General features: G+C 75.5%; 22 protein-coding genes. 10 read left to right on the top strand and 12 right to left on the bottom strand.

Going from position 1 to position 23,409, the window contains the following annotated elements; genetic code table 11:
* Window positions 1-27: 27 nt before the first annotated feature.
* Window positions 28-1,230 carry a nickel pincer cofactor biosynthesis protein LarC gene (gene larC / locus ACI79K_RS19140; protein WP_456600505.1) on the top strand — a complete coding sequence of 401 codons (1,203 nt, stop codon included), beginning with the start codon at window positions 28-30 and terminating at the stop codon, window positions 1,228-1,230.
* A 2-nt stretch (window positions 1,231-1,232) separates the two neighbouring features.
* On the opposite strand, the gene ACI79K_RS19135 is transcribed toward larC, so the two are convergent.
* Window positions 1,233-2,294: an MFS transporter gene (locus ACI79K_RS19135; RefSeq protein WP_456600504.1), complete on the bottom strand. Its 1,062-nt coding sequence runs from the start codon at window positions 2,292-2,294 to the stop codon at window positions 1,233-1,235.
* Window positions 2,295-2,560: 266 nt separating this feature from the next.
* On the opposite strand from ACI79K_RS19135, the gene ACI79K_RS19130 reads away from it, so the two are divergent.
* Entirely contained in the window at window positions 2,561-4,060 is a 1,500-nt protein-coding gene (locus ACI79K_RS19130; protein ID WP_456590289.1) for a diguanylate cyclase domain-containing protein, read from the top strand.
* Window positions 4,061-4,157: 97 nt separating this feature from the next.
* On the top strand, window positions 4,158-4,754 hold the full coding sequence (locus tag ACI79K_RS19125; protein WP_456590288.1) for a TMEM165/GDT1 family protein: 597 nt from the start codon (window positions 4,158-4,160) through the stop codon (window positions 4,752-4,754).
* Here the strand turns inward: ACI79K_RS19125 and ACI79K_RS19120 are convergent.
* Window positions 4,747-5,304, bottom strand: a complete 558-nt coding sequence (locus ACI79K_RS19120; protein WP_456590287.1) for a TetR/AcrR family transcriptional regulator — start codon at window positions 5,302-5,304, stop codon at window positions 4,747-4,749. The two genes, ACI79K_RS19125 and ACI79K_RS19120, sit on opposite strands and share 8 nt — an antisense overlap.
* A gap of 79 nt (window positions 5,305-5,383) precedes the next feature.
* Here ACI79K_RS19120 and ACI79K_RS19115 point away from each other — a divergent pair, with 79 nt between their 5' ends.
* Window positions 5,384-5,749 (top strand): hypothetical protein, encoded by a 366-nt coding sequence (locus tag ACI79K_RS19115; RefSeq protein ID WP_456590286.1) that lies wholly within the window; start codon window positions 5,384-5,386, stop codon window positions 5,747-5,749.
* Window positions 5,750-5,765: 16 nt separating this feature from the next.
* Here ACI79K_RS19115 and ACI79K_RS19110 read toward each other — a convergent pair whose 3' ends face one another.
* From ACI79K_RS19110 to ACI79K_RS19100, 3 genes are read right to left on the bottom strand one after another with little or no spacing between them, the layout of a single operon-like run.
* The gene (locus ACI79K_RS19110; protein WP_456600503.1) at window positions 5,766-6,653 is read right to left on the bottom strand and encodes a haloalkane dehalogenase; all 888 of its coding nucleotides are present in this window, start codon (window positions 6,651-6,653) and stop codon (window positions 5,766-5,768) included.
* A 10-nt stretch (window positions 6,654-6,663) separates the two neighbouring features.
* Window positions 6,664-7,293, bottom strand: coding sequence for a DinB family protein (locus ACI79K_RS19105; RefSeq protein WP_456600502.1), 630 nt, complete (start codon window positions 7,291-7,293; stop codon window positions 6,664-6,666).
* Between the two features lie 38 nt (window positions 7,294-7,331).
* Window positions 7,332-8,057 carry a class I SAM-dependent methyltransferase gene (locus ACI79K_RS19100; RefSeq protein ID WP_456590283.1) on the bottom strand — a complete coding sequence of 242 codons (726 nt, stop codon included), beginning with the start codon at window positions 8,055-8,057 and terminating at the stop codon, window positions 7,332-7,334.
* 219 nt (window positions 8,058-8,276) lie between these two features.
* On the opposite strand from ACI79K_RS19100, the gene ACI79K_RS19095 reads away from it, so the two are divergent.
* Entirely contained in the window at window positions 8,277-9,029 is a 753-nt protein-coding gene (locus ACI79K_RS19095; protein ID WP_456590282.1) for a MerR family transcriptional regulator, read from the top strand.
* Window positions 9,030-9,095: 66 nt separating this feature from the next.
* Here ACI79K_RS19095 and ACI79K_RS19090 read toward each other — a convergent pair whose 3' ends face one another.
* From ACI79K_RS19090 to ACI79K_RS19075, 4 genes are read right to left on the bottom strand one after another with little or no spacing between them, the layout of a single operon-like run.
* Window positions 9,096-10,085 (bottom strand): glycine betaine ABC transporter substrate-binding protein, encoded by a 990-nt coding sequence (locus tag ACI79K_RS19090; RefSeq protein ID WP_456590281.1) that lies wholly within the window; start codon window positions 10,083-10,085, stop codon window positions 9,096-9,098.
* The gene (locus ACI79K_RS19085; protein WP_456590280.1) at window positions 10,085-10,906 is read right to left on the bottom strand and encodes an ABC transporter permease; all 822 of its coding nucleotides are present in this window, start codon (window positions 10,904-10,906) and stop codon (window positions 10,085-10,087) included. Before ACI79K_RS19085 ends, ACI79K_RS19090 begins: the two co-directional genes overlap by 1 nt.
* Window positions 10,903-12,090 carry an ABC transporter ATP-binding protein gene (locus tag ACI79K_RS19080; protein ID WP_456590279.1) on the bottom strand — a complete coding sequence of 396 codons (1,188 nt, stop codon included), beginning with the start codon at window positions 12,088-12,090 and terminating at the stop codon, window positions 10,903-10,905. Before ACI79K_RS19080 ends, ACI79K_RS19085 begins: the two co-directional genes overlap by 4 nt.
* A complete protein-coding gene (locus ACI79K_RS19075) occupies window positions 12,083-12,757 on the bottom strand; it encodes an ABC transporter permease (protein WP_456590278.1) in 675 nt (224 codons plus the stop codon). Before ACI79K_RS19075 ends, ACI79K_RS19080 begins: the two co-directional genes overlap by 8 nt.
* 185 nt (window positions 12,758-12,942) lie before the next feature.
* Between ACI79K_RS19075 and ACI79K_RS19070 the strand changes: the two genes are divergently transcribed.
* Window positions 12,943-14,025: an FUSC family protein gene (locus ACI79K_RS19070; protein WP_456590277.1), complete on the top strand. Its 1,083-nt coding sequence runs from the start codon at window positions 12,943-12,945 to the stop codon at window positions 14,023-14,025.
* A 3-nt stretch (window positions 14,026-14,028) separates the two neighbouring features.
* On the opposite strand, the gene ACI79K_RS19065 is transcribed toward ACI79K_RS19070, so the two are convergent.
* Complete coding sequence (locus tag ACI79K_RS19065) at window positions 14,029-14,823, bottom strand: methyltransferase domain-containing protein (protein ID WP_456600501.1); 795 nt, start codon at window positions 14,821-14,823, stop codon at window positions 14,029-14,031.
* 148 nt (window positions 14,824-14,971) lie between these two features.
* Window positions 14,972-16,474 carry a glycerol-3-phosphate dehydrogenase/oxidase gene (locus tag ACI79K_RS19060; RefSeq protein ID WP_456600500.1) on the bottom strand — a complete coding sequence of 501 codons (1,503 nt, stop codon included), beginning with the start codon at window positions 16,472-16,474 and terminating at the stop codon, window positions 14,972-14,974.
* Between the two features lie 38 nt (window positions 16,475-16,512).
* On the opposite strand from ACI79K_RS19060, the gene ACI79K_RS19055 reads away from it, so the two are divergent.
* Complete coding sequence (locus tag ACI79K_RS19055) at window positions 16,513-18,165, top strand: FAD-binding oxidoreductase (protein ID WP_456590274.1); 1,653 nt, start codon at window positions 16,513-16,515, stop codon at window positions 18,163-18,165.
* Between the two features lie 72 nt (window positions 18,166-18,237).
* Here the strand turns inward: ACI79K_RS19055 and ACI79K_RS19050 are convergent, their stop codons facing one another.
* Window positions 18,238-19,005, bottom strand: coding sequence for an SDR family oxidoreductase (locus tag ACI79K_RS19050; RefSeq protein WP_456590273.1), 768 nt, complete (start codon window positions 19,003-19,005; stop codon window positions 18,238-18,240).
* A 107-nt stretch (window positions 19,006-19,112) separates the two neighbouring features.
* Here ACI79K_RS19050 and ACI79K_RS19045 point away from each other — a divergent pair, with 107 nt between their 5' ends.
* The 3 genes from ACI79K_RS19045 (at window position 19,113) to ACI79K_RS19035 (ending at window position 23,290) form a co-directional block, all read left to right on the top strand.
* Window positions 19,113-20,336, top strand: a complete 1,224-nt coding sequence (locus ACI79K_RS19045) for an arginine deiminase (RefSeq protein WP_456600499.1) — start codon at window positions 19,113-19,115, stop codon at window positions 20,334-20,336.
* A 141-nt stretch (window positions 20,337-20,477) separates the two neighbouring features.
* Window positions 20,478-21,977: an MFS transporter gene (locus tag ACI79K_RS19040; protein WP_456590271.1), complete on the top strand. Its 1,500-nt coding sequence runs from the start codon at window positions 20,478-20,480 to the stop codon at window positions 21,975-21,977.
* Window positions 21,974-23,290 carry a M20/M25/M40 family metallo-hydrolase gene (locus ACI79K_RS19035; protein WP_456590270.1) on the top strand — a complete coding sequence of 439 codons (1,317 nt, stop codon included), beginning with the start codon at window positions 21,974-21,976 and terminating at the stop codon, window positions 23,288-23,290. Before ACI79K_RS19040 ends, ACI79K_RS19035 begins: the two co-directional genes overlap by 4 nt.
* The last annotated feature ends 119 nt before the right edge of the window (window positions 23,291-23,409 follow it).

The following is a 23,409-nucleotide window of genomic DNA, read 5'->3' as shown; positions in this document are numbered from 1 at the left end:
TGTCGTCCGGAGGACGACGATGTCACGGTGATCGGCTGGCTGGACCTCGCGGCCGGGGCCTCGGGCGACATGCTGCTCGGCGCCCTGGTGGACGCCGGCGTGCCCCTGGACGTCCCGGCCGGGGCGGTCGCCGCGCTCCCGGTCGAGCGCGTCCGCCTGGAGACCGAGCAGGTCACCCGGCACGGGCTGGGCGCCACCCGCGTGCACGTGCACGCCCCGCCCTCCGACGTCCACCGCACCTGGGCCGACGTCCGCGCGCTGCTGGGCGGCTCCGCCCTGCCGGCCCCGGTCCGCGACGGCGCGCTGGCGGTGTTCGAGCGGCTCGCCGTCGCCGAGGGGCGGGTGCACCGCGTGCCCGCCGAGGAGGTCCACTTCCACGAGGTCGGGGCGCTGGACGCGCTGGCCGACGTCGTCGGCGTCGTGGCCTGCCTGGAGCACCTGGCGCTCGACCGGCTCACCGCGTCCCCCGTGGCCCTGGGCAGCGGCTCGGCGCGCGGTGCGCACGGCGTGGTGCCGATCCCGGGGCCGGCCGTGCTGGAGCTGCTCACCGGCGTGCCGGTGCACGCCGGCCCGGTGCCGGCGGAGACGTGCACGCCCACGGGGGCAGCGTTGCTCGCCGCCCGGGTGGAGGAGTGGACGACGCTGCCCGCCCTCCGCGTCCAGCGAGTGGGCACCGGCGCCGGCGGGCGCGACCCGGAGCAGCTGCCCAACGTGGTCCGGCTGGTCCTCGGCGAACCGGCCGAGTCGGCACCGTCCGGGCCGGTGGTGCTCGAGGCCAACGTCGACGACCTCGACCCCCGGTTGTGGCCCGGCGTGCTGGAGGCGCTGCTGACCGCCGGCGCCTCGGACGCCTGGCTGACGCCGATCGTGATGAAGAAGGGCCGCCCGGCGCACACGCTGTCGGTGCTCTGCCGCCCCGACGCGGTCGCGGCGGTGCAGGGCGCCGTCTTCGCCAGCACCTCCACGATCGGGCTGCGGGTGGTCCCCGTGGGCAAGGTCGCGCTCGACCGCACGCAGGCGGCCGTCGACGTGCTCGGCGGCCGGGTGGGCGTCAAGATCGCCTCCGCGGGAGGCCGGCGGGTGAACGTCAGCGTCGAGTTCGAGGACGTCGCCGCGCTGGCCCGCGCCCGGGAGCTGCCGGTCAAGGAGGTGCTGCGGGCCGCCACCGCCGCCGCGTCGGCTGCCTACCCGGTCGGCCCACCCGGCGACGCTCCCCCGCCCCGGGGCTGACCTCACCGCCGCCGCAGGCCGGTCGCCGCCACCGGGACGACGGCGAGCACCAGCAGCCCGACGGCCGCCGGCCCGCCCAGCGCCCACACGGCGAAGACCAGCAGCGACGAGAGCTCGACCCCCATGCCGGCGACCGAGGTGATCGTCGCGCGGTGCGGGCCGGTGATCCGGCGCTGCAGCTCGGCCTCGGCGGCGACGAGCACGGTTAGGTACAGGCCGTAGGCCACCGCCAGCACGGTGACCACGAGGAACCCGCCCGCGGCCGCGGCGAGCAGCACCCCGGTTCCCGCCGCCGCGAGCAGCGCGGCCAGCAGCCGGCCCGGGGGCCGCACCAGCCGGCCACCGAGCGCGGCTCCGGACGCCCCGGCGAGGGAGACGACGAGCACCGACCCGGGCACCGCCACCTCCGGCACCCCCCGGTCGGCCACCAGCACCGGGAAGTACTCCTCCATCCCGTCCAGCCCGCCGACCAGCGCGACGGCCACCACGGCCGCGAGCAGCGCGGGGCGGCGCAGCGCGACGCCCGGGCCGGCGGCCGGCTCCTCCTCGGCCCCGGCGCCGGGCGCCGCCGCCTCGGGGAACCGGAGCGCGAGCGCGGCGGCGCCCAGGCAGCCGGCGGCGCTGACCCAGCCGACCAGCGGGAAGCCGCCGGCGGTGTAGAGGGCGGTGGCCGCCAGCGCCGTCGGCACCTGGACCAGCAGCTCGGCAGCGGTCATGGCGGCGTTGACCCGGGCGAAGCACCCCGCGGCGCCGACCTCGGCGAGCCCGTCGTGCACCAGGGCCTCCGCCGCGCCCGACGTGCCTGCGCCGGCGAGGCCCCACAGGACGAAGCCGGCGGCGAACGCGCCGGTCGAGGGAGCTCCCACCCACACGCCGAAGGCCGCGGCCTGCAGCACGCCCGAGAGGGCCAGCACACCGCGGCGGGACCACCGGTCGGCGAGCAGCCCGGCCGGCACCTCGGCCAGCAGGGCGGTGACCGACCAGAGGCCGAACAGAAGGGAGAGCTGGGCGGCGGAGACCCCGGCGTCGAGGAAGAGCAGGGCGTACAGCGGGTACAGCGGCACCCACTCGGAGAGCGCTGCCCAGCCGATGGCCAGGCGGGCGAGCGGCCTGGCCGCGGGAGGCAGCGGGGGCGGTGCGGATCAATGTCGGCGCATGGCCCGCAGGCTAGCCCGGACGCCGCCCCGGCGCACCGGGGTAACAGCGGGGCGGGTGGGCATGACCCCTGCGGGTGGAAGGAACACGCCGGGGACTCAACCGCCGGACACGGCACGCCGTTGCGAGACTGAAGAGACCGGATGCTCCGGTCCCGCCCGCGGAGGGACGCAGGATGACCAGCACGGCCGAGCCCACGCCGGTGCCCGGCGGTCCGGGTGCCCGCGAGGAGGACCTCGAGCGGCCGGTCATGGACACCGACCCCGCGCTCGCGGGCCTGGTGCGCGTCGCCGCCGCCGTCACCGGCACGTCCTGGGCCTCGGTGATCACCATGGACACCCCCGTCATGCACGTGATGGCGGTGCACGGCTTCCGGGGAGCGGCGTGGCCGCGCGAAGGGTCCATCGTGTCGATCGTGCTCGAGCGCGGCCCGGGCGTGCAGACCTGCGACGACCTGAGGGCGGAGCCGCGGTTCGCCCGGAGCCCGTGGGTCGACGGCCGCCGCGCCGGGATGCGCGCCTTCGGCACCGCCCCGGTGGTCGTGGACGGCCGCACGCTGGCCGCGGTCTGCGTCTTCGACCCCGCCCCGCACGCCTTCACCGACGAGGAGCGCGCCCGGCTCGCCGATGTCGCGACCGCGGTGGCCTCCCTGGTGCGCGCCGCCCAGCAGGCCCGTCAGCTCGCCGACCTGGCCGCCGCCAGCCAGCTCGCCCGCGCCGAGACCGCCCGCGCCCACCAGGTGCTGGCCCGGTCCACCGCCTTCAGCCAGGCGCTGCTCGAGGTGCTCCCCGTGGGCGTCGTCGGCGCCGACGCCGAGGGCCGGGTGACCCTGTTCAACGCCGCCAGCCGCCGATGGCACGGCCTGGACGCCGACCCCACCGTCGAGCCGACGGACATCCCCGGCACCTACCGGCTCACCGACGTCGACGGCGCGCCGCTGCCACCGGATCAGGTGCCGCTGCGCCGGGTCTACGCCGAGGGGCGGCTCGACCAGGCCGAGGTGGGCATCGCGGTGCCCGGCGAGCCGTTCCGGCACGTCTCCTGCTCCGGTGTGCAGGTGCACGACGCCGAGGGTGCACTGCTCGGCGCGGTGGTCACGCTCTCCGACGTCACCGAGCAGCGGGCACTGGAGTCGGCGCTGCGCGAGGCCGCGCTGCACGACCCGCTGACCGGCCTGCCCAACCGCAACCTGCTGCTCGACCGGCTCGACCAGACGCTCGCCGCCGCCGAGCGGGCTCGAAGGCCGATGGCGGTGCTCTACTGCGACCTGGACGGGTTCAAACCGGTCAACGACACCGCCGGGCACGCCGCCGGCGACGAGGTGCTGGTCGAGGCGGCCCACCGGCTGGCCGCCGCCATCCGCCCCGGGGACAGCGTGGCCCGGATCGGCGGCGACGAGTTCGTCGTGCTGTGCCCGGAGGCCGGCTCCGAGCAGGCCGCGCAGGTCATCGCCGATCGCATCACCGCCGCCTTCGACCGCCCGCTGCGCCGCCCCAACGGCGCCGAGCACGCCGTGGGCATCAGCATCGGGGTCGCGCTGTGCGGGCCGGGCGAGACGCCCGACTCCGCGCTCGCCGCCTCCGACGCCGCGATGTACCGGGTGAAGGCCGCCCGCCGGGCAGGGCACCCGCACGCGCCGCGGCCGGTGCCGGGATCCGCCGTGTCCACCCCCTGACCCCTCCGCCCGCCCCATCCGGCGGCCGCTACCGTTGGCCGCTGAGAAGGTCGCCTGCCCGAGCTCCGCCCGGCAGTGCCGCGGAGGAGGGCTCGTCGTGATCTGGTCGGTCGTGCTGGCCGCGTTCGTCCTGGTGCTCCCGGTCGAGCTGCCCGACAAGACCCTGTTCGCCAGCCTGGTGCTCGCCACCCGGTTCCCCCCGCTGCCGGTGTTCGTGGGCGTCGCCACCGCGTTCGGCCTGCAGGTGGCGATCGCCGTCACCGCGGGCTCGCTGCTCTCCCTGCTGCCGGAGGCGCTGGTGAGCGGCGTCGTCGCGCTGCTGTTCCTGGTGGGGGCGGTGATCCTCTGGCGCAGCGCGACCGGCGAGGCGGAGGACGCCGGAGCGGCCGCCGACGGCCGCGAGCCGACGTCGTTCCTGCGGGCGGCGGCGATCTCCTTCGGCGTGCTGTTCGCCGCCGAGTGGGGCGACCTCTCCCAGCTGGCGACCGCGGGGCTGGCCGCGCGCTACGAGGCGCCGCTGTCGGTCTTCGTCGGCGCGTGGGCCGCGCTCCTGGTGGTCTCCGGCCTCGCCGTCTTCCTCGGCAAGAAGCTGGCCGACCGGCTGCCGATCGCGCTGATCCGCCGGGTCGCGGCGGGGCTGTTCCTCGTGTTCGCCGTGGTCGCGGTCGTGGAGACGGTCCGGGCGCTCAGCTGACCGGGGGCGCCAGCAGCGCCAGCCGCTCGACGAGCGCCGTCAGCTGGGCATCGAGGTCGGGCCAGCCCACCTCCGGCGCCGCGGACCTCAGCGTGACGACGCCGTGCAGCGCCGTCCACACCAGCGTCGCCTCCTGGTGCGGGTCGCGGCTGCGGGAGCGCCCCGCGGCCATGCACGCCTCGACGCCGCCCACCAGGACGGCGAAGGCCCGTTGCCCGCTGGCGACCCTCCGCGGGCCGAACATCGCCCGGTAGCGGGCCGGCGCGGCCAGCCCGGCCAGCACGTAGGCCCGACACCCGGCGAGCAGCCGGCGCGCGGGGTCGGATTCGGCGTCGACGGCGGCCAGCACCGCCGCGCGCAGCTGCTCGAACCCCTCGTCCAGGACGGCACCCAGCAGCGCCTCGAGGTCGGCGAAGTGACCGTAGACGGCTGGCGCGCTGACCCCCGCCTCCCGGGCCACGGCCCGCAGGCTGACCGCGGCGAGCGACCCCTCTCGCTCCAGCAGCGTCGTCGCGGCGGTCACCAGATCGGCGCGCAGGTCTCGGGGCACGAGCGGCACTTTACAGCTGTAAAGAGGGCGGCTACCGTGCTTTACAGCTGTAAAGCTGGCGCCGAGCGAGGAGACCACCGTGCCGCTGATCCCCGATCTCATTTGGACCGCCCCCGACCGACGTCCGGGCCCGGGCGTCGTCGTCCGCACCGAGCTGCGACTGCGGCGACTGCGCGACGTGCCCGCCTTCGTGCGCACCTCGCTCGCCGTCCACCGGCAGGCCGTCGCCGCCCCGGGCGCCCGGTCGGTACGGCTGCAGGCCGAGCCGCTGGCCCGGCGCTTCCGCACCGTCTCGTGGTGGGACGACGCCGCGGCGGCGCGCGCCTACGCGATCGCCGAGCCGCACCGCTCCGCCATGCGGGACTGGCGCGAGCGCCTGGCGGTCGCCGAGGTCACGCGGGAGCCCGGCGTCGAGGGCGCCGCGCCGGAGGTGGCCACCCGGTGACGCGCGGCCGTGGCGACTAGCCCAGGGTCGGGATCCAGTCCGCCACCGCGCGGCCGATCTCGTGCGGCGAGTCCTCCGGCACGAAGTGGCTGCCCGCGACGGTCACCTCGGTCAGCGCCGGCCAGCTGCGCACTACCTCCCGCTGGCGGCCGACCAGGATCGATCCCGGGTCGGCGTCGATGAACAGCTTCGGGACGTCGCTGCTCGCGAGCCACGCCCCGTACCGCTCGACCCGCTCCACCACGGCCGCGGGCTCGCCTTCGAGCGGGATCGACCGCGGCCACTCCAGGGCCGGCCAGCGGTCCGCGCGCTCGCGGAACGGCGCCCGGTAGACCTCGTGCGCCTCCGGCGTCAGCCCGCGGGCCACCGACGCCGGCAGGATCCGCTCGACGAACACGTTCTTGTCCAGCACCGCCGCCTCGCCGTCCGCGCTCCGCATGAGCTGGAAGATCTTGCGGGCGTCGGCGGGCCAGTCGTCCCAGGTCATCGGCGTGACGATCGCCTCGGTGAAGGCGATGCCGCGGACCCGGTCCTGGTGGCGTTCGGCCCAGTCGAAGCCGAGCCCCGAGCCCCAGTCGTGCAGGACGAGGGTGACGCGGTCGCCGACGAAGACGCGGTCGAGGAACTCCTCCAGGTACGCGGCGTGCGTCTCGAACGAGTACGTGCCGGGGCCCGGGTCGGGGAGCTTGTCCGACTGCCCCATGCCGATGAGGTCGGGGGCGATGCAGCGGCCGAGGTGCTGCACGTGCGGGATGACGTTGCGCCACAGGTAGGACGACGTCGGGTTGCCGTGCAGGAAGACGATCGACTCCCCGGTGCCGACGTCCACGTACGCCATCTCGGCGCCCTTCACGGAGATCCGGGTGCGCGGGAACGGGTCGTCGGGTGAGATCTCGTCAGCCATGCGGCGATCCTCACCCCGCGGCGGCGGGACCACCTCCGGAACCACCGGACCTGGCCGCCGCCGCGCGCGCGGCGGCCTCGATGCGACCCCGGTAGGTGGCCCACTCCTCCGCGGTGCGCTCGGGCAGGTTGGCGTTGCCCGCGCTCAGCCCTGCCGCGCCGTCCAGCGTCTCGCGGAGGATGTCGGCGTGGCCGGCATGCCGGGCGACCTCGGCCGCCACGTGGACCAGGAGGGTGTGCAGCGTGGGGCGCCGTCTCTCCTCCGGCCACCAGGGAACCTCCCCCACGGCGTCGAGCGGTAGCGCGTCGATCGTCGCGTCCGCGTGCGCGGCCGAGAACCGGTAGAGCTCGATGATCTCCGCACGGGACTCCTCGGCGGTGGCCCACATGTCGGCGTCGTCCTCCCCGTCGCCGTCCCACGGGTAGGCCCGGCCGCTCGGCCGGCCGAGCACCTCGCCGAAGTAGCCCAGCTGCACGTACGCGACGTGCTTGAGCAGGCCGAGCAGGTTGGTGCCGGTCGGCGTCAGCGGCCGGCGGACGGCGTACTCGTCGAGCCCGTCCAGCTTGGCGAGGAGGTCGTCGCACCCTTGCCGCAGGTAGGTGTGCAGGACGGTCTTCTGGTCCGGGTCGGTCGTCTCCATGCCGGCACCCTGCCGCAGCAGGGTGACGAATCGGACCGCTACGACCGGCTCTGCATGCTCCCGTCGCCCGGCCGGGCGACGAGCACCCGGAACAGGTTGTGCAGCCGGTAGCCGTCCTCACCCGTGCGGTAGGGCTCCAGGTGCTCGAGCACGGTGTCGCGCACGACGTCCGGCCCGGCCTGCCGCGTGGCGGCGCGGCCCAGCGGGGTCGCCAGGAGCGGGACGAGCAGCTCGTCGGCGTCGGCGTAGTCGAAGGGCACGAGCACCTCGTGCAGCTGCTCGACCACCAGCCCGGCCCGCTCCGCCATCGCCCGCAGCCGGGCCGGCTCGCTCACCGCCGGCGTCCGCGCCGGGCGGCCGGGCGCCAGGGCCTGCTGCAGCACGCGCAGCTCGCACTCCCGGTCCCGCCCCCACACCGTCGCGGCGACGACGCCGCCGACGCGCCCGGCCCGGCGCAGCACCGCGACCGGGTCGGCGACGTGCATCAGCAGCTGCACGGCGGCCACCACGTCGAACGGCCCGGGCGGCGGGTCCTGCGCGTGCCGCACCAGGAAGGTCCCGCCGGGCACCTCCGCCGCGGCCTGCGCGACGGCATCCGCGTCGAGGTCGACGCCGGTCACCCGGGCGCCGCGGTCGGCCGCCGCCCGCGCGAACAGCCCGGTGCCGCAGCCCAGGTCGAGCACGCGGGTGCCGCGGCCCACGCCGGTGGCGTCGAGGACGGCCTCGTGCAACGGCGCGCCCCAGCCGCGCGGTTCCTCGCTCACCGGGTCGACCCTAGGCGGCGCCCCGTCCTCGGGAGGCCGGCCCCGGCCGCGAGGCCCGGCAACCGCGCCGAGTGCGACGAACTCGTGGTCATCAGCGCCTGATGGCCACGAGTTCGTGACACTCGACGGGTCGTGGCCACCACGTCGTCCATGAACGGGCTTGACCCTGACGCGACGTCAGGCTGTTGCCTGCAACGTGTCAGGAGAAGGGAGGACCCGATGAACGTGGGTGAGGTCGCGGCGCTGGCCGGCGTCACGGTGCGCACGTTGCACCACTACGACCGGATCGGCCTGCTGTCGCCGTCGGGACGGACGTCGGCCGGCTACCGGCAGTACGCGCCGGCCGATCTGGAGCGGCTGCACCAGGTGCTGCTCTACCGCGAGCTCGGGTTCCCCCTCGAGGAGGTCGCGACGCTGCTCGACGACCCGTCCGCCGATCCCGTGGAGCACCTGCGCCGGCAGCACCGGCTGCTGCGGGACCGGCTGGAACGGACGTCGGCGATGGTCGCGGCCGTCGAGAAGGAGATGGAGGCACGTGCCATGGGGATCTCGTTGACCCCGGAGGAGCGGTTCGAGGTGTTCGGCGACTGGCTGCCGGAGGAGTACGCCGCCGAGGCCGAGGAGAAGTGGGGCGACACCGAGGCGTGGGCGCAGTCGCAGCAGCGGACGCGCGCCATGACCAAGGACGACTGGCTGCGGGTGAAGGCGGAGTCCGACGACGTCGAGCGCCGGTTCGCCGAGGCGCTCACCGCCGGCGTGCCCGCGGACTCGGAGCGGGCGATGGACCTCGCCGAGGAGCACCGGCAGCAGATCAGCCGGAACTTCTACGACTGCCCGCCGGAGATGCACGCCGGGATCGGCCGGATGTACGTGGAGGACGAGCGGTTCACCGCGTACTACGAGCGGATCGCGCCCGGCCTGGCGCAGTACGTGAGCGCCGCCGTCCAGGCGAATGCCGCGCGCCAAGGCTGAGCAGGCATGTGCGCCGGCGCCCGGTTTCCCGCACCGGAACCGGGCACCGGCGCACACACCCGGGGGTCACCCGCGGGTGACCAGCCCCTCGGAGACCATCCAGTCCAGCGCGACGTCGGCGGGCTCCTCCCCGTCGACGTCGACCCGCGCGTTGAGCACCTGCAGCACCTCGTCGGTCAGCAGCGGGGTGATCCGGCCGAAGATGTCGGCCAGCTCGGGGTGCTCCTCGAGGGTCTCGGTCAGCACGACCGGGGAGATGTTGTAGGCCGGGAAGAACTGCCGGTCGTCCTCGAGCACGGTGAGGTCCAGGGCGGGGATGCGGCCGTCGGTGGTGAACACCTCGCCGAAGTTGCACAGCCCGTCGTCGGTGGCCTCGTACACCGCCCCGGTGTCCAGGATGCGGATGTTGTCCCGCGGCACGCCCTGCGGGTCCCCGAGCGGGATGCCGTAGGTCTCCAGCATCGGGGCCAGGCCGTCGTTGCGGCTGGCGAACTCCGACTCCACGCAGAACGTCCGCTCCTCGACCGGGAGCTCGGCGATCCCGGAGAGGGTGGAGATGCCGCCCAGCTCGGGCACCGCCTCGCTGCGGACGGCGAAGGCGTAGGTGTTGTTCGCCTCGGCCGGCGGCAGCCACGTCAGGCCGTTGGCCGCGTCGGCGTCCCGCACCGCCGCCCACTGCTCCTGCGGGTCGGGGATCGGCTCCGCCTCGCCGAGGTAGGAGAGCCAGGCCGTGCCGGTGTACTCCCACTCCATGTCGATGTCGCCGTCGACCATGCCCTGTCGGGCGGGGACGGAGCCGGGGATGTTGGTCCGGTCCACGACCTCGAAGCCGGCGACCTGCAGCGCGATCACCGCGATCTTGCCGAGGATCAGCTGCTCGGTGAAGTTCTTGGCGCCCACGACGATCTCGGCGCCCTCGGCGCCGTCGATCGGTTCGATGCTGCCGGGTGCCGACGGCGGGGTGTACTGCGTGGCCGCCTGGAGACCGCAGCCGCTGGTCGCCAGGCAGCCCGCGACGACCAGTGCGACGAGTCCGGCGGGCGGGCGCGGGCGCATCAGAGTCCCTTCGGCCGGGCGACGTGCTCCACGACACGGCCCAGCCAGTCGATGGCCAGTGCCAGCAGGGCGACCAGCACCGCCCCGCTGATCAGCAGGGCGTCGAGCGACAGGTTGATCCCGGTCGTGATCAGCAGCCCCAGCCCGCCGCCGTTGATGAAGGTCGCCAGCGTCGCGGTGCCGACGAGGAGCACGAGCGCGGTCCGCACGCCGGCCAGCAGCACCGGCACGGCCAGCGGGAGCTCCACGCGGAGCAGCACCGCCAGGGCGCTCATCCCCATGCCCCGGCCGGCCTCCACCAGCCGGGCGTCGACGCCCTGGATGCCGACCATGGTGTTGCGCAGGACGGGCAGCGCCGCGTAGACCACCAGCCCGATCACCGCCGTCCGGAAGCCGAAGCCGCCCCAGGCGGCCAGCAGGACCAGCAGGCCGATGGCGGGGGCCGCCTGCCCGGTGTTGGCCACGCCGATGATCAGCGGGCTGAACCGCCGCATCCCGCCCCGGGTGAGCGCCACGCCGAGCGGGATCGCGATGACCAGCACGATGACCGCGGAGGCCGCGGTGAGCTGGAGGTGCTGCACGATGGTCCGGGACAGCGCGTCCCAGCCCAGCTGGCGGGACTCGGTCTCGCTGAGGTCGGCGGTCAGCCGCCAGACGACGAAGGCCAGCACCGCGACCGCGAGCATGACCGGCTGCCACAGCAGGGCCCGCCAGCCGCCGGCGTCGGCCCTCGCCGAGCGCTCGTCGGCCGCCTGGGTCGCGGGCTCGGGGGCGGTCGGGTCGGGCGTCCCGTCCGGGCGGAGCCCGGTGGAGGCGGTCACCGGTTCGCCCCACTCCGGGTGCGCTGGATGGCCGCCATCACGGCCTCGACGGCCATCACGCCGGCCAGCGCGTCCCGGCGCCCGGTGACGACGACGCCGCCCTGGCTGGCCGCCAGCATCGCGTCCAGCGCGTCGTTGAGGGTCGAGCGGAGCCCGACCACGGGGAGCCGCTCGTCGACGGTGCCCGGCACGGTCCTGGTCCGCTCGAGCTCGGCCAGCGTGGGCCAGCTGAGCGGCCGCCCCCGCTGGTCGAGCACCACCACGTAGTCGTCGCCGGCCGCCCGCGCCGCCGCCACCGCGGTCGCGGAGTCCGAGCCGACGGTCGCCGTCGTCGGCCGCTCGAGCTCCACGTCGCCCACCCTGGTCAGGGTGAGCTGCTTCAAGGTGGCGCCGGCGCCGACGAAGTCGGCGACGTACTCCTCGGCCGGCTCGGCCAGGATCCGCTCGGGGGTGTCGTACTGCACCACCCGGGCGCCGACGTCGAAGACGACGATCTTGTCGCCGAGCTTCACCGCCTCGTCGAAGTCGTGGGTGACGAAGACGATCGTCTTGCCCAGCTCCTCCTGGATGCGGATCAGCTCGTCCTGCAGGCGCTGCCGGGTGATGGGGTCGACGGCGCCGAACGGCTCGTCCATCAGCAGCACCGGCGGGTCCGCGGCCAGAGCGCGGGCGACTCCCACCCGCTGCTGCTGGCCACCGGAGAGCTCGCGCGGGTAACGGTCGCGGTACTGGTCGGGGTCCAGGCCCACCAGGTCGAGCAGCTCGTCGACCCGCGCGGTGACCCGGGCGTCGTCCCACTTGAGCATCTTCGGGACCAGGCCGATGTTGGTCGCCACCGTCATGTGCGGGAACAGCCCACCGGCCTGGATGACATAGCCGATCCGCCGGCGCAGCTGGTCGGGCTGCTGGTCGGTGACGTCCTCGTCACCGAGGTGGATGCGCCCGCCGGTCGGCTCGATCAGCCGGTTGATCATCTTGAGCAGCGTGGTCTTCCCGCAGCCGGACGGGCCGACGAACATGACCGTCTCCCCGGCGGCGATCTCCAGGGTCACGTCGTCGACGGCGGGGACCTCCTGACCGGGATAGCGCTTGGTCACGCCCTCCAGCCGGATCGGCACACCACTGATGTGCCGGTCGCTGCCGGACCCGGCAGCGGACGTCGGAGCGGGCAGGGTCTCAGACACGGATCCCCCTGGGGGTGGTCAGCCGGCCGGCCAGCACCAGCAGCAGGTCGAGGACGAGCGCCAGCAGGACGATCGCGATCGTCCCGGTGAGCGTGGAGTTGAGGGCGTTGGCCCCGCCGAGCCGGGACAGCCCGGAGAAGATGAAGCCGCCGAGCCCGGGCCCCAGCACGTAGGCGGCGATCGCGGCGATGCCCATGACCATCTGGGTGGACACCCGGATGCCCGCGAGGATGACCGGCCAGGCCAGCGGCAGCTCGACCCGCAGCAGGGTGCGGACCCGACTCATCCCGATGCCGCGGGCCGACTCGACCAGCGACCGGTCGACCCCGGCCAGCCCCACGACCGCGTTGCGCAGCACCGGCAGCGCCGCGTAGAAGGTGATCGCGATGACCGCGGGCGTGATGCCGAACCCGAACGGCGCCAGCAGGATCCCCAGCAGCGCGAACGAGGGGATGGTCAGGCCCACGGCGGAGAACCCGTTGGCAGCCGACGTCGCGGTCGGGTTCCGGTAGACCAGCACCGCCAGCGCGACGGCGATCAGCGAGCCGAGGAGCACGCACTGGACCACCAGGCTGACGTGCTGGAAGGCCTGGAAGGCGATGAGATCGGCACGCTCGGTCACGTACTCCCACATCGCGGCAACGCCTTCCCCGCCCGACGTCGTCATCGGGCTCGTCGTCGTTCCTCGTCTGCGCACCGCGACCTGCACCGGCGCGCGGCAGTTCCCATGACGGTAGCGGCTGCCGCTCCCCGGGCGCCCGGTCAGGTCGGCGTCACCCCGTCCGGCGGCGCCGTGCCGCGCCCCGGGACCCGGCGCGCGCCCGAGCCGCGGCACCGGTCATCCTGGGCGGGATGAGGGCCGTATGGGTGTGGCTGCACCGCCCGGCGGCGCAGCGAGGGGTGCGGGCAGCGGTCGCTGCGGGGCTGGCCTGGCAGGTGGCGGTGATGCTGCCGCCGCTGCTGTCGGAGTACGCCTACTACGCCCCGCTCGGCGCGGTGATCGCCGTCCACCCGACGATCGCCGACTCGGCGAGCGCGGCGTGGCGCAGCGTCCTCGCGATGCTCATGGGCTTCGCCCTGGCCTACGCCGTGTACGAGCTGACCCGGACCGTCCCGGACGCCCTGACGATCGCGCTGATCGTCGCCCTGGCCATCGGGGTCGAGCAGTGGCGTCGCCTCCTGCGGGACCAGGCCGCCTGGGTCAGCTTCGCCGCGGTCCTGATGATCACCGTCGGGGCCGGTCAGCCCGGGCCCTACGTCCTGCGGTACGCCGGCCTGACGCTGGTCGGCGCCGCCATCGGCGTCCTGGTCACCGCCGTGCTCTTCCCACCCCTGCAGCTCACCCAGGCCGTCGACCGGATCGCCGCCACCCGCGCCGTCCTCGCCGAGCACCTCTCCGACATGGCCGGGACGTTGCGCGAGGGGCAGGTCCCCGATCCGGGCGAATGGACCGAGCGCAACCGCCGGCTGGACGGCGCGCTGGACCGCATGCGCGCCGCCGAGCGCCAGGTCGACCGGGCCCGCCTCGCCAACCCCCGGGCCCGCCGCTGGAAGGGGCGGGCCGAGAGCATCCGCGCCGAGTCCCGTGCGGTCGACCGCGTCGCGGTGCTCGTCGACGACCTCACCTCGCTGGTCGTCGAGTTCCACCCGCACCGGCGCGGCATCGACCACGCCGACGCCGGGACCGGCTGGGTGCTCGCCGAGGCCCTGGACGGGCTCGCCGACGTGCTCCGCGCCGGCGAGGGGACGGCGCCCGGTGAGCGCGACGCCCGGCTGGCCCGCGCCGTCGGCGCGCTGCACCGGCTGGTGGGCCTCGTCCGGAGCAGCACGGTCTCCGACGACGAGGGCTTCTTCGCCCTCGGCGCGGTCGCCGTCGGGGTCCGCCGCAGCCTCTCGGCGCTCGGCGCGCAGGACGGCCTGCGCGCCGCGGCGTGAGCCTCAGACGCGGACGAGGAGCTCGCCGTGCAGCATGCCCAGCCAGCCGTCGTCCGCGCCGGCCCAGCGCAGCCACGCGTCGGCGATCCGCTGCAGCTCCTCGGGCGTCGCCAGCCCGTAGGCCAGCGCCTGCTCGGCGAAGGACGACGCCGTCGCCCGCCCCGCCCACGAGGTGCCCCACCACTCCCGCTCGGCCGGGGTCGCGAAGCACCACGCCGACGCAGACACCGTGAGGTCCCGCAGCCCGGCGGCGTGCGCCCAGCCCACCAGCCGGCGCCCGGCGTCGGGCTCGGCTCCGTTGCGCCGGGCGACCTGCTGGTAGAGCGCCAGCCAGCGGTCCAGCCCGTCGTCGGCGGGGAACCAGGTGGTGGCGGCGTAGTCGACGTCGCGCACGGCGATCAGCCCATCCGGCCGGCAGACCCGCGCCATCTCCCGCAGCGCGGCCACCGGGTCGGTGAGGTGCTGGAGCACCTGGTGGGCGTGGACGACGTCGAACGAGGCGTCGGGCAGGTCGAGGGAGTAGACGTCGCCGACGGCGAAGATCACCGCCACGCCGGCGCGGGCGGCGAACGCCTGCGCCTCGTCGAGCGGCTCCGGTGAGACGTCGAGCCCCAGGACGCGGCCGGGCGCCACCCGCGCGGCGAGGTCGACCGTGATCGTCCCCGGGCCGCAACCGACGTCGAGCAGGTCGAGGCCCCGGCGCAGCGCCGGCAGCAGGTAGCCCGCCGAGTTCTCCGCCGTCCGCCAGCGGTGGGACTGCAGCACCGGCTCGGCGTGCCCGTGCGTGTAGGTGTCCACGCCCGCATCGTGCACCCGGGTCCCACCCCGCGAAACAGCGTTCCCATTGCACGAGACGGCGCCCGCTGCGGGGGTGCTCCCCGCGCTCCCTGGGTCGTGCAGCACCCCCGGACCACGCGCAGGACCCCCCGAGCGCGTCCCCGCCGGATCAGCCCTCGGCGAGCACCTGCAGGGCCACCGGCACCGCCCGCTCGCGGTCGGCCGCCACCAGACCGATGCGGGTGCGGCGGTCGAGCAGGTCGGCCACCGTCCGCGCGCCCTCGTGGCGGACGGCGAAGCGCAGCTCCCCCACCGTCTCCGGTCGCCCGGCCACCACCAGCGCCGGCCCGAGCGCCTCGACCGCCGGCGCCTCGGTGCCGTACCGGGCGACCAGTCGGGCCGGGGCGGCCACCCGGTCCAGGGCCACCCGCGGCGCCGCTCCGACCAGCGGCAGTCGGTCCGTGACCGAGCGGGTCGCGCCCCGCTCCAGGCGGCTGACCACGGCGTCGACGGTCTCCTGCGCCATCGCCCGGTAGGTGGTCAGCTTCCCGCCGACCACGGAGAGGACCGGTCCGTCCCAGGCGAGCAGGTGCTTCCGGGAGAGGTCGGCGGTGCTGTCCCCCGGCCCGGTGCCGGCGGATTCGGGCAGCACCAGCGGCCGGTAACCGGAGTAGGCGCCCACCAGGTCCGCAGCCGTCAGCGGCTCGGCGAGCACCTGGTTCACCGTGTCCAGCAGCAGCCGCACCTCGGCGTCGGAGGGCACCGCGTCGTCGTCGGGCACCGGGCCCTCCACCGGCTCGTCGGTGAGCCCGAGGTACACCAGCCCGTCGGGCTGCGGCAGCGCGAAGACGTACCGCGACCGGGACCCCGGCAGCGGCACGGTCAGCGCCGCCGCCGGCGAGCTCAGCCGCACGCCCGGCACCACCAGGTGCGAACCACGCGAGGGCACGAGCCGGAGCCGCGGCGCCAGGCGCTGCGCCCACACCCCGGCCGCGTTGACCACCGCGCCGGCCCGCACGGTCAGCGACCCCTCGTCGGTGGTGACGTGCACATCGGCGCCGTCGACGGCGGTGACCGTGGCGCCGGTGAGGACGCGGGCCCCGTGCGCGGCCGCCGTCCGGGCCAGGGCGACGACGAGGCGCGCGTCGTCGGTCAGCTGCCCGTCCCAGAAGACGACGCCACCGCCCCCGGCCCGCACCCCGGGCACCAGCCGGCCGACGTCGGCGGCGTCCACGCGCCGGGTCGGGGGCAGCGAGCCCCGGCCGCCGGGCACCGAGAAGCGCACCGCGTCACCGAGCCGCCCGCCGAGCCCGGCGAGGGCGGTGACGTCGCGGCCGGCCGCGTCGGGCACGAGAAACGGCAGCGGACGCACCAGGTGCGGCGCCGTCGCGCGCATGAGGACGGCGCGCTCGCGGGCGCTCTCCCGCGCCAGCCCGATCTCCCCGTGCGCCAGGTAGCGCAGGCCGCCGTGCACGAGCTTCGACGACCACCGGCTGGTGCCCGCCGCCAGGTCGACGCGCTCGCACAGGAGCACCGAGAGCCCGCGCGACGCAGCGTCCAGCGCCACCCCGGCGCCGGTCACACCCCCGCCGACCACCACCAGGTCGACGGTCGCGCCGGCCACCTCCGCGAGGTCCCGGGCCCGCCGAGCGGGTGACAGGGAGCCGATCACCTGGCTGTCCAGCGCTGCGGCACCGGCAGACTGTAGCCGTGCCCGAGCAGCCGGAACTGACGATCCAGGGCTGGGGCCCGCGCCCCGCCCCCCAGGGCGACGAGAGCCCCGATGGCGCCCTGACCAAGGCCGCGCGCCGCCACCTCACCCGCGAGCTGGGCTGGGAGCCGCGGTCCACGCCGCCCGTGCCGGTGGCGCAGATCCGGCTGGCGCCCTGCCGGCTCCCCGAGGAGGACCGCGCGGCGCTGGCCGGCCTGCTCGGCGAGGAGCACGTGCGCACCGACCGGGAGTCGCGGCTGCGGCGGGCCGGCGGCAAGAGCTACCTCGACCTGCTGCGCCGGCGGGAGGGCGACGCCTCCGACGCGCCCGACGCCGTGGTGCTGCCCGGCACCACCGAGGAGACCGCCGCGCTGCTCGCGCTCTGCAGCGAGCGCGGCATCGTCGTGGTGCCGTTCGGCGGCGGGACCAGCGTCGTCGGCGGGCTGGCCGGCGTCGACCCCGACGACCGGCCCGCCATCGCCGTCGACCTGTCGCGCATGTCGTCGGTGCAGGCGCTGGACGTGCCCTCCTCGCTGGTCACCGTGGGCCCGGGCATGCGCGGGCCCGCCCTCGAGCAGGCGCTGGCCCAGCAGGGCCTCACCTTCGGCCACCTGCCGCAGAGCTGGGAGTTCGCCACGCTCGGCGGCTACGCCGCGACCCGGTCGGCCGGGCAGTCCTCGACCGGGGTCGGCCGGTTCGACGACCTGGTCGCCGGCCTCACGCTGGCCACGCCGTCCGGGGTGCTGGAGCTGGGCTCCCCGCCCGCCTCGGCCGCCGGCCCGGACCTGCTCGGCCTCGCGCTGGGCTCGGAAGGGACCCTCGGCGTCATCACCGAGCTGACGCTGCGGGTGCGCCCCAAGCCGTCGGCCAGCGCCTACGAGGGCTGGTCGTTCCGCACCTGGCCGGCGGGGCTCGCCGCCCTCCAGCTGCTCGCCCGGCACGACCTGCTGCCCGACGTCGTCCGGCTCTCCGACGCCGACGAGACCCGCGCCAACCTGCTCATGGCCGCCGGCGCCGGGGCGAAGGCGCTGCGCGGCAGCCTGCGGGCCCGGGGGCGCGGCGAGGGCTGCATGCTCGTCGTGGGCTGGGAGGGGGTGCCCGACCTGGTGCGCGCCCGGATGCGGGCCGCCGCCTCGCTGCTGCGCGACGGCGGCGCCGTGCGGCTCGGCCGCCGGGTGGGCGACTCCTGGCGCCGGCACCGGTTCGAGGGGCCGTACCTGCGCGACCGGCTGATGGACGGCGGCCTGCTGGTGGAGACCCTGGAGACGGCGGCCACCTGGACGGCGCTGCCCACCGTGTACGACGCCACCCGCCGCGCGCTGCAGGGCTCGCTGACCCGCGGCGGGCACCGGCCGCTGGTGCTGGCGCACGTCTCGCACGGCTACGCCACCGGCGCGTCGCTCTACCTGACCGTGATCGCCGACCGCGACGACGCGCTGCCCATCCAGCAGTGGCTCACCGCCAAGCGGGCGGCGACCGACGCGCTGCTGGCCGCGGGCGGCACGCTCACCCACCACCACGCCGTCGGCGCCGACCACCGCCCGTGGCTGGAGCGCGAGATCGGGCCGCTGGGCGTGGAGGTGCTGCGGGCGGTCAAGCAGCGGCTCGACCCGCGCGGCATCTGCAACCCCGGCGTCCTGCTCCCCGACTGAACGGGCGAGATCTGCACACTGACCCCCATCAGCGGCCTGATGAGGGCCAGTGTGCAGATCTCGCCCGGTGGTTCAGGCGGTCGTGGCGATCCCGCCGTCGACGGGGATGACCGCGCCGGTGACGTAGGCGCCGGCCCGCGACGAGAGGTAGACGACGACGCCCGCCATGTCGTCGGGACGCCCGATGCGGCCCAGCGGCGACTTCGCGGCGATCTCGGCCCCGAAGGCGTCCAGCGTGGCGGCCATCATCTTCGACTCGAACGGCCCCGGCGCCACGGCGTTGACGGTGATGCCCTTGGGCCCGAGCTCCTTGGCGAGCACCCGGGTGAGGTGGTGCAGCCCGGCCTTGCTCGCGGCGTAGGAGTAGGTCGGCATCGGGTTGACGTGCAGGCCGTCGATGCTGCCGACGTTGACGATGCGCGCCGGGTCGCCCTCGGCGGCCGCGGCCTCGAGCTTCGGCAGGAAGGCGCGGGTGAGGAAGAACGGCGACTTGAGGTTCAGGTCGAGCAGCTTGTCCCACGCCGACTCGGGGAAGGTCTCCAGCGGCTCGCCCCAGGTGGCGCCGGCGTTGTTCACCAGGATGTGCACCCGCTCCTCGGAACGGCCCACCTCCTCGGCCAGCCGCACGCACTCCGCCTCCGTGGAGAGGTCGGCGGGGATCGAGACGGCGGTGCCGAACTCGGCGAGCTCCGCGACGGCGGCGTCGCCGGCCTCGGCCTTGCGGGAGCTGAGGTAGACCTTCGCCCCCGCCTGCAGCAGCCCCCGGGCCATCATCAGGCCGATGCCGCGGGTGCCACCGGTGACCACAGCCACCTTGCCGGTCAGGTCGAACAGGTCCACGGGTACCTCCGGTTCGGCGTCGCGGCGCCGTCGTCGGCACCACCTCCGGCACCCTAACGAGGGCCGCAGCGGGCGGCGCCGGAGCCAGGTGTGCCAGCCTGGCTCCCATGATCGGATCCGCCGCGACCCCGGGCGCCACGAGCGAGGTCGGCCCGCTGCGCACGGTGATGCTGCACCGGCCCGGCCCCGAGCTCCGCCGGCTGACGCCGCGCAACAACGACCAGCTGCTCTTCGACGGCGTCCCGTGGGTGGCCCGGGCGCAGGAGGAGCACGACGCGTTCGCCCAGGCGCTCACCGACCGCGGCGTCGAGGTGCTGCACCTGGCGACGCTGCTGGCCGAGGTCCTCGCCTTCCCGGCCGCCCGGGCCGAGCTGATCGGCGCCGCCGTCGACGACCCGCGGCTGGGCGCGACCCTGCAGCGCGACGCCACGCGGCACCTGGCCTGGCTCTCCCCCGAGGACATGGCGACGGCGCTGATCGCGGGCCTGGCGCACGACGAGCTGCGCGGCCACGGGCTGGCCTACCAGCTCATGGACCGCTCGGACTTCGTCGTCCCCCCGCTGCCCAACCTGCTGTTCACCCGGGACTCCTCGGTGTGGATCGGCGACGAGGTGGCGGTGACCTCGCTGGCGATGCCGGCGCGGCACCGGGAGAGCACGATCACGGAAGCCATCTACACCCACCACCCGCGCTTCGCCGGGTCCGAGCAGCTGTACGGGCCCGGCCTGGAGCACCTGGAGGGCGGTGACGTGCTGCTGCTGGCCGAGGGCGTCGTCGCCGTGGGGGTGGGCGAGCGGACGACACCGGGCGGCGCGGAGCGGCTGGCGCGGCGGCTGTTCGCCCGCGGCCTGGCGCACACGGTGCTCGTCGTCCCGATCGCCCAGGAGCGGGCGACCATGCACCTGGACACCATCGCCACGATGGTCGACGTCGACGCGATGGTCATGTATCCCGCGGTCGCCGACTCGCTGGTCGCCTGGACCGTGAAGGCTCCGTACGGGATCGCCGACGACGCCGACACCACCGACCTCGCCGTCACCGGCCCCCAGCCGTTCCTCACCGCGGCCGCGTCCGCGATGGGCATCGACAAGCTGCGGGTGATCGACACCGGGCTGGACCCGGTCACCGCCGAGCGCGAGCAGTGGGACGACGGCAACAACACCCTGGCCCTGGCCCCGCGCCTGACGGTCGCCTACGAGCGCAACACCGTCACCAACGCCGCACTCGAGGCCGCCGGCATCGAGGTGGTGCGGATCGCCGGCTCGGAGCTCGGCAGCGGCCGGGGCGGCCCGCGCTGCATGTCCTGCCCCGTCTCCCGCGCCCCGCTCTGACGCCGGGCGCACGACACCGGGGACGGCGGCGCGGCGCTCCGACCGGGGGACTCTCCGCACCGGAGCCCCCACCAGCGTGATCGCGACCACTACGCTGCCAACTTCCCGCGCCGGGCCCGGCGCTCGGCGAAGGGATGCCTGGTGGCACGCACGGAGACGGCACGGCGGACCGGCCGGATCGCGGGGATCGGCGGAGGGCTCGTCGGCTACCTGGTATTCGTCGAGTTCACCAGCGGCGTGCTGCAGGGCTACTACGTCCCGCTGCTCACCGACATCGCGCGTTACCTCGGGGTCAACGACGCCGACGTCAACTGGCTCGAGGCGGCCCAGCTCATGCTCTCGGCCATCGCGGTGCCGGTGCTGGCCAAGCTCGGCGACCTCTACGGCCACCGCCGGGTGCTGCTGTGGTCCGCCGTGGTGGTCGCGCTGTCCACCGTCGTGCTCGCCTTCGCCCAGAGCTTTCCGCTGTTCCTCGTCGCCTGGGCGCTGCAGGGCATGTACGTGGTCTGGCTGCCGCTGCAGGTGGCGCTGATCTGGGACCGGTCGCGCCGGACGCCCGGGGCCGCGAGCCAGACCCGGCGGGCGACCGGGCTGATCGTGGCCGCGCTGCAGGCGGGCGCCATCGTCGGTGCGCTCGGCGGCGGGCAGATCGGGCAGAGCCTGGCCGGCACCTTCTGGCTGGTGCTCCTGGCCCCGCTGGTCCTGGTCGTCGGCGTCTGCGCGATCGTGGCCTTCCTCGTGCCGGAGAGCGAGGACCGCACCGGCGGCAGCGTCGACGCGACGGGCGCGGCCCTGCTGAGCCTGGTGCTGCTGGTCATCACCGGCGGGCTGAGCTTCGTCCGCCTCAACGAGGATGCGCTGTGGCCGTGGGCGGTCACCGCGCTCGGCCTCGTGCTGCTCGTCCCGTTCGTGCTGTACGAGCTGCGCCAGGACGACCCGCTGGTCGACTTCCGGGTCCTGCGCAGCTCCTCGATGTGGCCGGTCCAGCTGACCGCCGGCCTCTTCGGCATCAGCGTGCTCGGCGCCCAGGGCCCGCTCTCCACGTTCGCGCGCACCGACCCGGAGGTCTACGGCTACGGCCTCGGGCTCTCCACCAGCGAGGTGTCCATCGTCATCGGTGCGTACGTCGTCTCCATGCTGGTCGGCGCCAGCCAGTTCTCCCGGGTCAGCCGGCTGACCACGCCCCGGCGCACGCTGATCGGCGCGGCGACCCTGACCGGCGTCGGCTACCTGCTGCTGGTGCCCTTCCACGACACGCTGGCGCAGATGCTGGCCTGCATCGCGATCGCCGGCCTCGGCTCCGGGGCGCTGGTCGCCGCGCTCCCGGCGGCGGCCGCCGCGGCGGCGCCGGTGGGCCGGACGGCCGTCGCCACCGGGCTGACCAACACCACGAAGGTGCTCGGCGGGTCGTTCGCCTCCGCCGCCTTCGCCATCGCGCTGGCCTCGAACGTGCCGCTGCTGCCCGACGGGTCGGCGGGCACCGCCGGCTCGCTGTCGGGTTACATCACGGTCTGGGTGGTCTGCGGGACGACGGCGCTGCTGGCCGCGGTCGCCCTGGTGTTCGTGCCACGGCTGGCCTTCTCCGACGGACCGGTGACCGACCAGCCCCTGCCCACGGCGGACGAGAGGAGCCGGGCGTGACGACCGGAGCGGCCGAACGGCTGGCGGAGCTGATCCGCATCCCCACCGTCTCCTCCCGCGACCGCGAGCGGGTCGACCAGGCGGTGTTCGCCCGGTTCCGCGACCGGCTGGCCGAGCTCTACCCGGCCACGCACGAGGTGCTGGAGCGCGAGGTGCTGGGCGACGGCGCCCTGCTGTACCGGTGGCGCGGCACGACCGACGAGCCGCCGCTGGTCCTCATGGCCCACTACGACGTCGTCCCCGTCGACGGCCAGGAGTGGAGCCGCGACCCGTTCTCCGGCTCGATCGAGGACGGCGTCGTGCACGGCCGCGGCGCCATCGACGACAAGGGCTCGCTGGTCGCGATCATCGAGGCGGTCGAGTCGCTGGCGGCGGCCGGCTTCACCCCGCGCCGCGACGTCCACCTCTCCTTCGGCAACGACGAGGAGGTCGCCGGGGTCGGTGCCCAGCTTGCAGTGGACTCGCTGCGCGCGCGGGGGATCCGGCCGTGGGCCGTGCTCGACGAGGGCGGCGCCGTGGTGAGCGGCATGTTCCCCGGGGTGCCCGGGCAGATCGGCGTCGTCGGGCTCGCCGAGAAGGGCCTGCTGGACGTGGAGCTGGCCACCAGCGACCCCGGCGGGCACGCCTCCTCCCCCACGCGTAACGGCGCGCCGGCCCGGCTCGCGCGAGCGATCGTCGCCCTGGAGGAGCACCCGTTCCCGGCCCGCCTCAACGACGTCGTCCTCGGCATGATCGAGGCCGTGCGGCCGAAGGCGCCCGCACCGGTGCGCGCCGTCCTGGGCCGGGCGCACCGGCTGCGGCCGGCCCTGGCCGCCGTCCTGTCCCGCGCCGGCCGCGAGGCCAACGCCATGGTGCGCACCACCGTGGCGGTCACCCAGCTGGAGGGCAGCCGGGCGGCGAACGTCCTGGCCACCCGGGCGACGGCGCACCTGAACATCCGGATCGCGCTGGGCGAGACGGTGCAGTCGACGGTCGACCGGCTGCGCCGGGTGATCGGCGACCCGGCCGTGGAGGTGCGGGTGGTCTCGGGCAGCGACCCGACGACGATCTCCCGGGCCGACAACGACGCCTTCGCCGCCATCCGGGCCTCGGCGCTGGCCGTCTACCCCGACGCGACCGTGGCGCCCTACGTGATGGTGCAGGCCAGCGACGCCCGGCACTTCCACGCCATCAGCGACAGCGTGTACCGGTTCATGCCCTTCGACCTCAGCCGCGAGGAGCTCGGGGCGCTGCACGCCGCGGACGAGCGGATCCGGGTCGAGACCCTGGAGCGGGGCGTCGAGTTCTTCCGGCACCTGATCCGCGGCCTTTGAGCGCACCGTCCTCCGGACGGGGGGGGGGGGGGGGGGGGGGGGGGGGGGGGGGGGGGGGGGGGGGGGGGGGGGGGGGGGGGGGGGGGGGGGGGGGGGGGGGGGGGGGGGGGGGGGGGGGG

It is taken from the genome of Blastococcus sp. SYSU DS0616 (genome assembly GCF_054051015.1).
The sequence above is the reverse complement of the archived record's forward strand: the minus strand, read 5'-3'. Positions and strand labels throughout refer to the sequence as shown.

Coding starts and splice junctions, on each gene's coding strand:
- ACI79K_RS19090 (WP_456590281.1), bottom strand. CDS start 10,085: ATGCGCCCGCGCCCGCCCGCCGGACTCGTCGCACTGGTCGTCGCGGGC.
- ACI79K_RS19110 (WP_456600503.1), bottom strand. CDS start 6,653: ATGGCTGACGAGATCTCACCCGACGACCCGTTCCCGCGCACCCGGATC.
- ACI79K_RS19130 (WP_456590289.1), top strand. CDS start 2,561: ATGACCAGCACGGCCGAGCCCACGCCGGTGCCCGGCGGTCCGGGTGCC.
- ACI79K_RS19070 (WP_456590277.1), top strand. CDS start 12,943: ATGAGGGCCGTATGGGTGTGGCTGCACCGCCCGGCGGCGCAGCGAGGG.
- ACI79K_RS19045 (WP_456600499.1), top strand. CDS start 19,113: ATGATCGGATCCGCCGCGACCCCGGGCGCCACGAGCGAGGTCGGCCCG.
- ACI79K_RS19075 (WP_456590278.1), bottom strand. CDS start 12,757: ATGACGACGTCGGGCGGGGAAGGCGTTGCCGCGATGTGGGAGTACGTG.
- ACI79K_RS19095 (WP_456590282.1), top strand. CDS start 8,277: ATGAACGTGGGTGAGGTCGCGGCGCTGGCCGGCGTCACGGTGCGCACG.
- ACI79K_RS19105 (WP_456600502.1), bottom strand. CDS start 7,293: ATGGAGACGACCGACCCGGACCAGAAGACCGTCCTGCACACCTACCTG.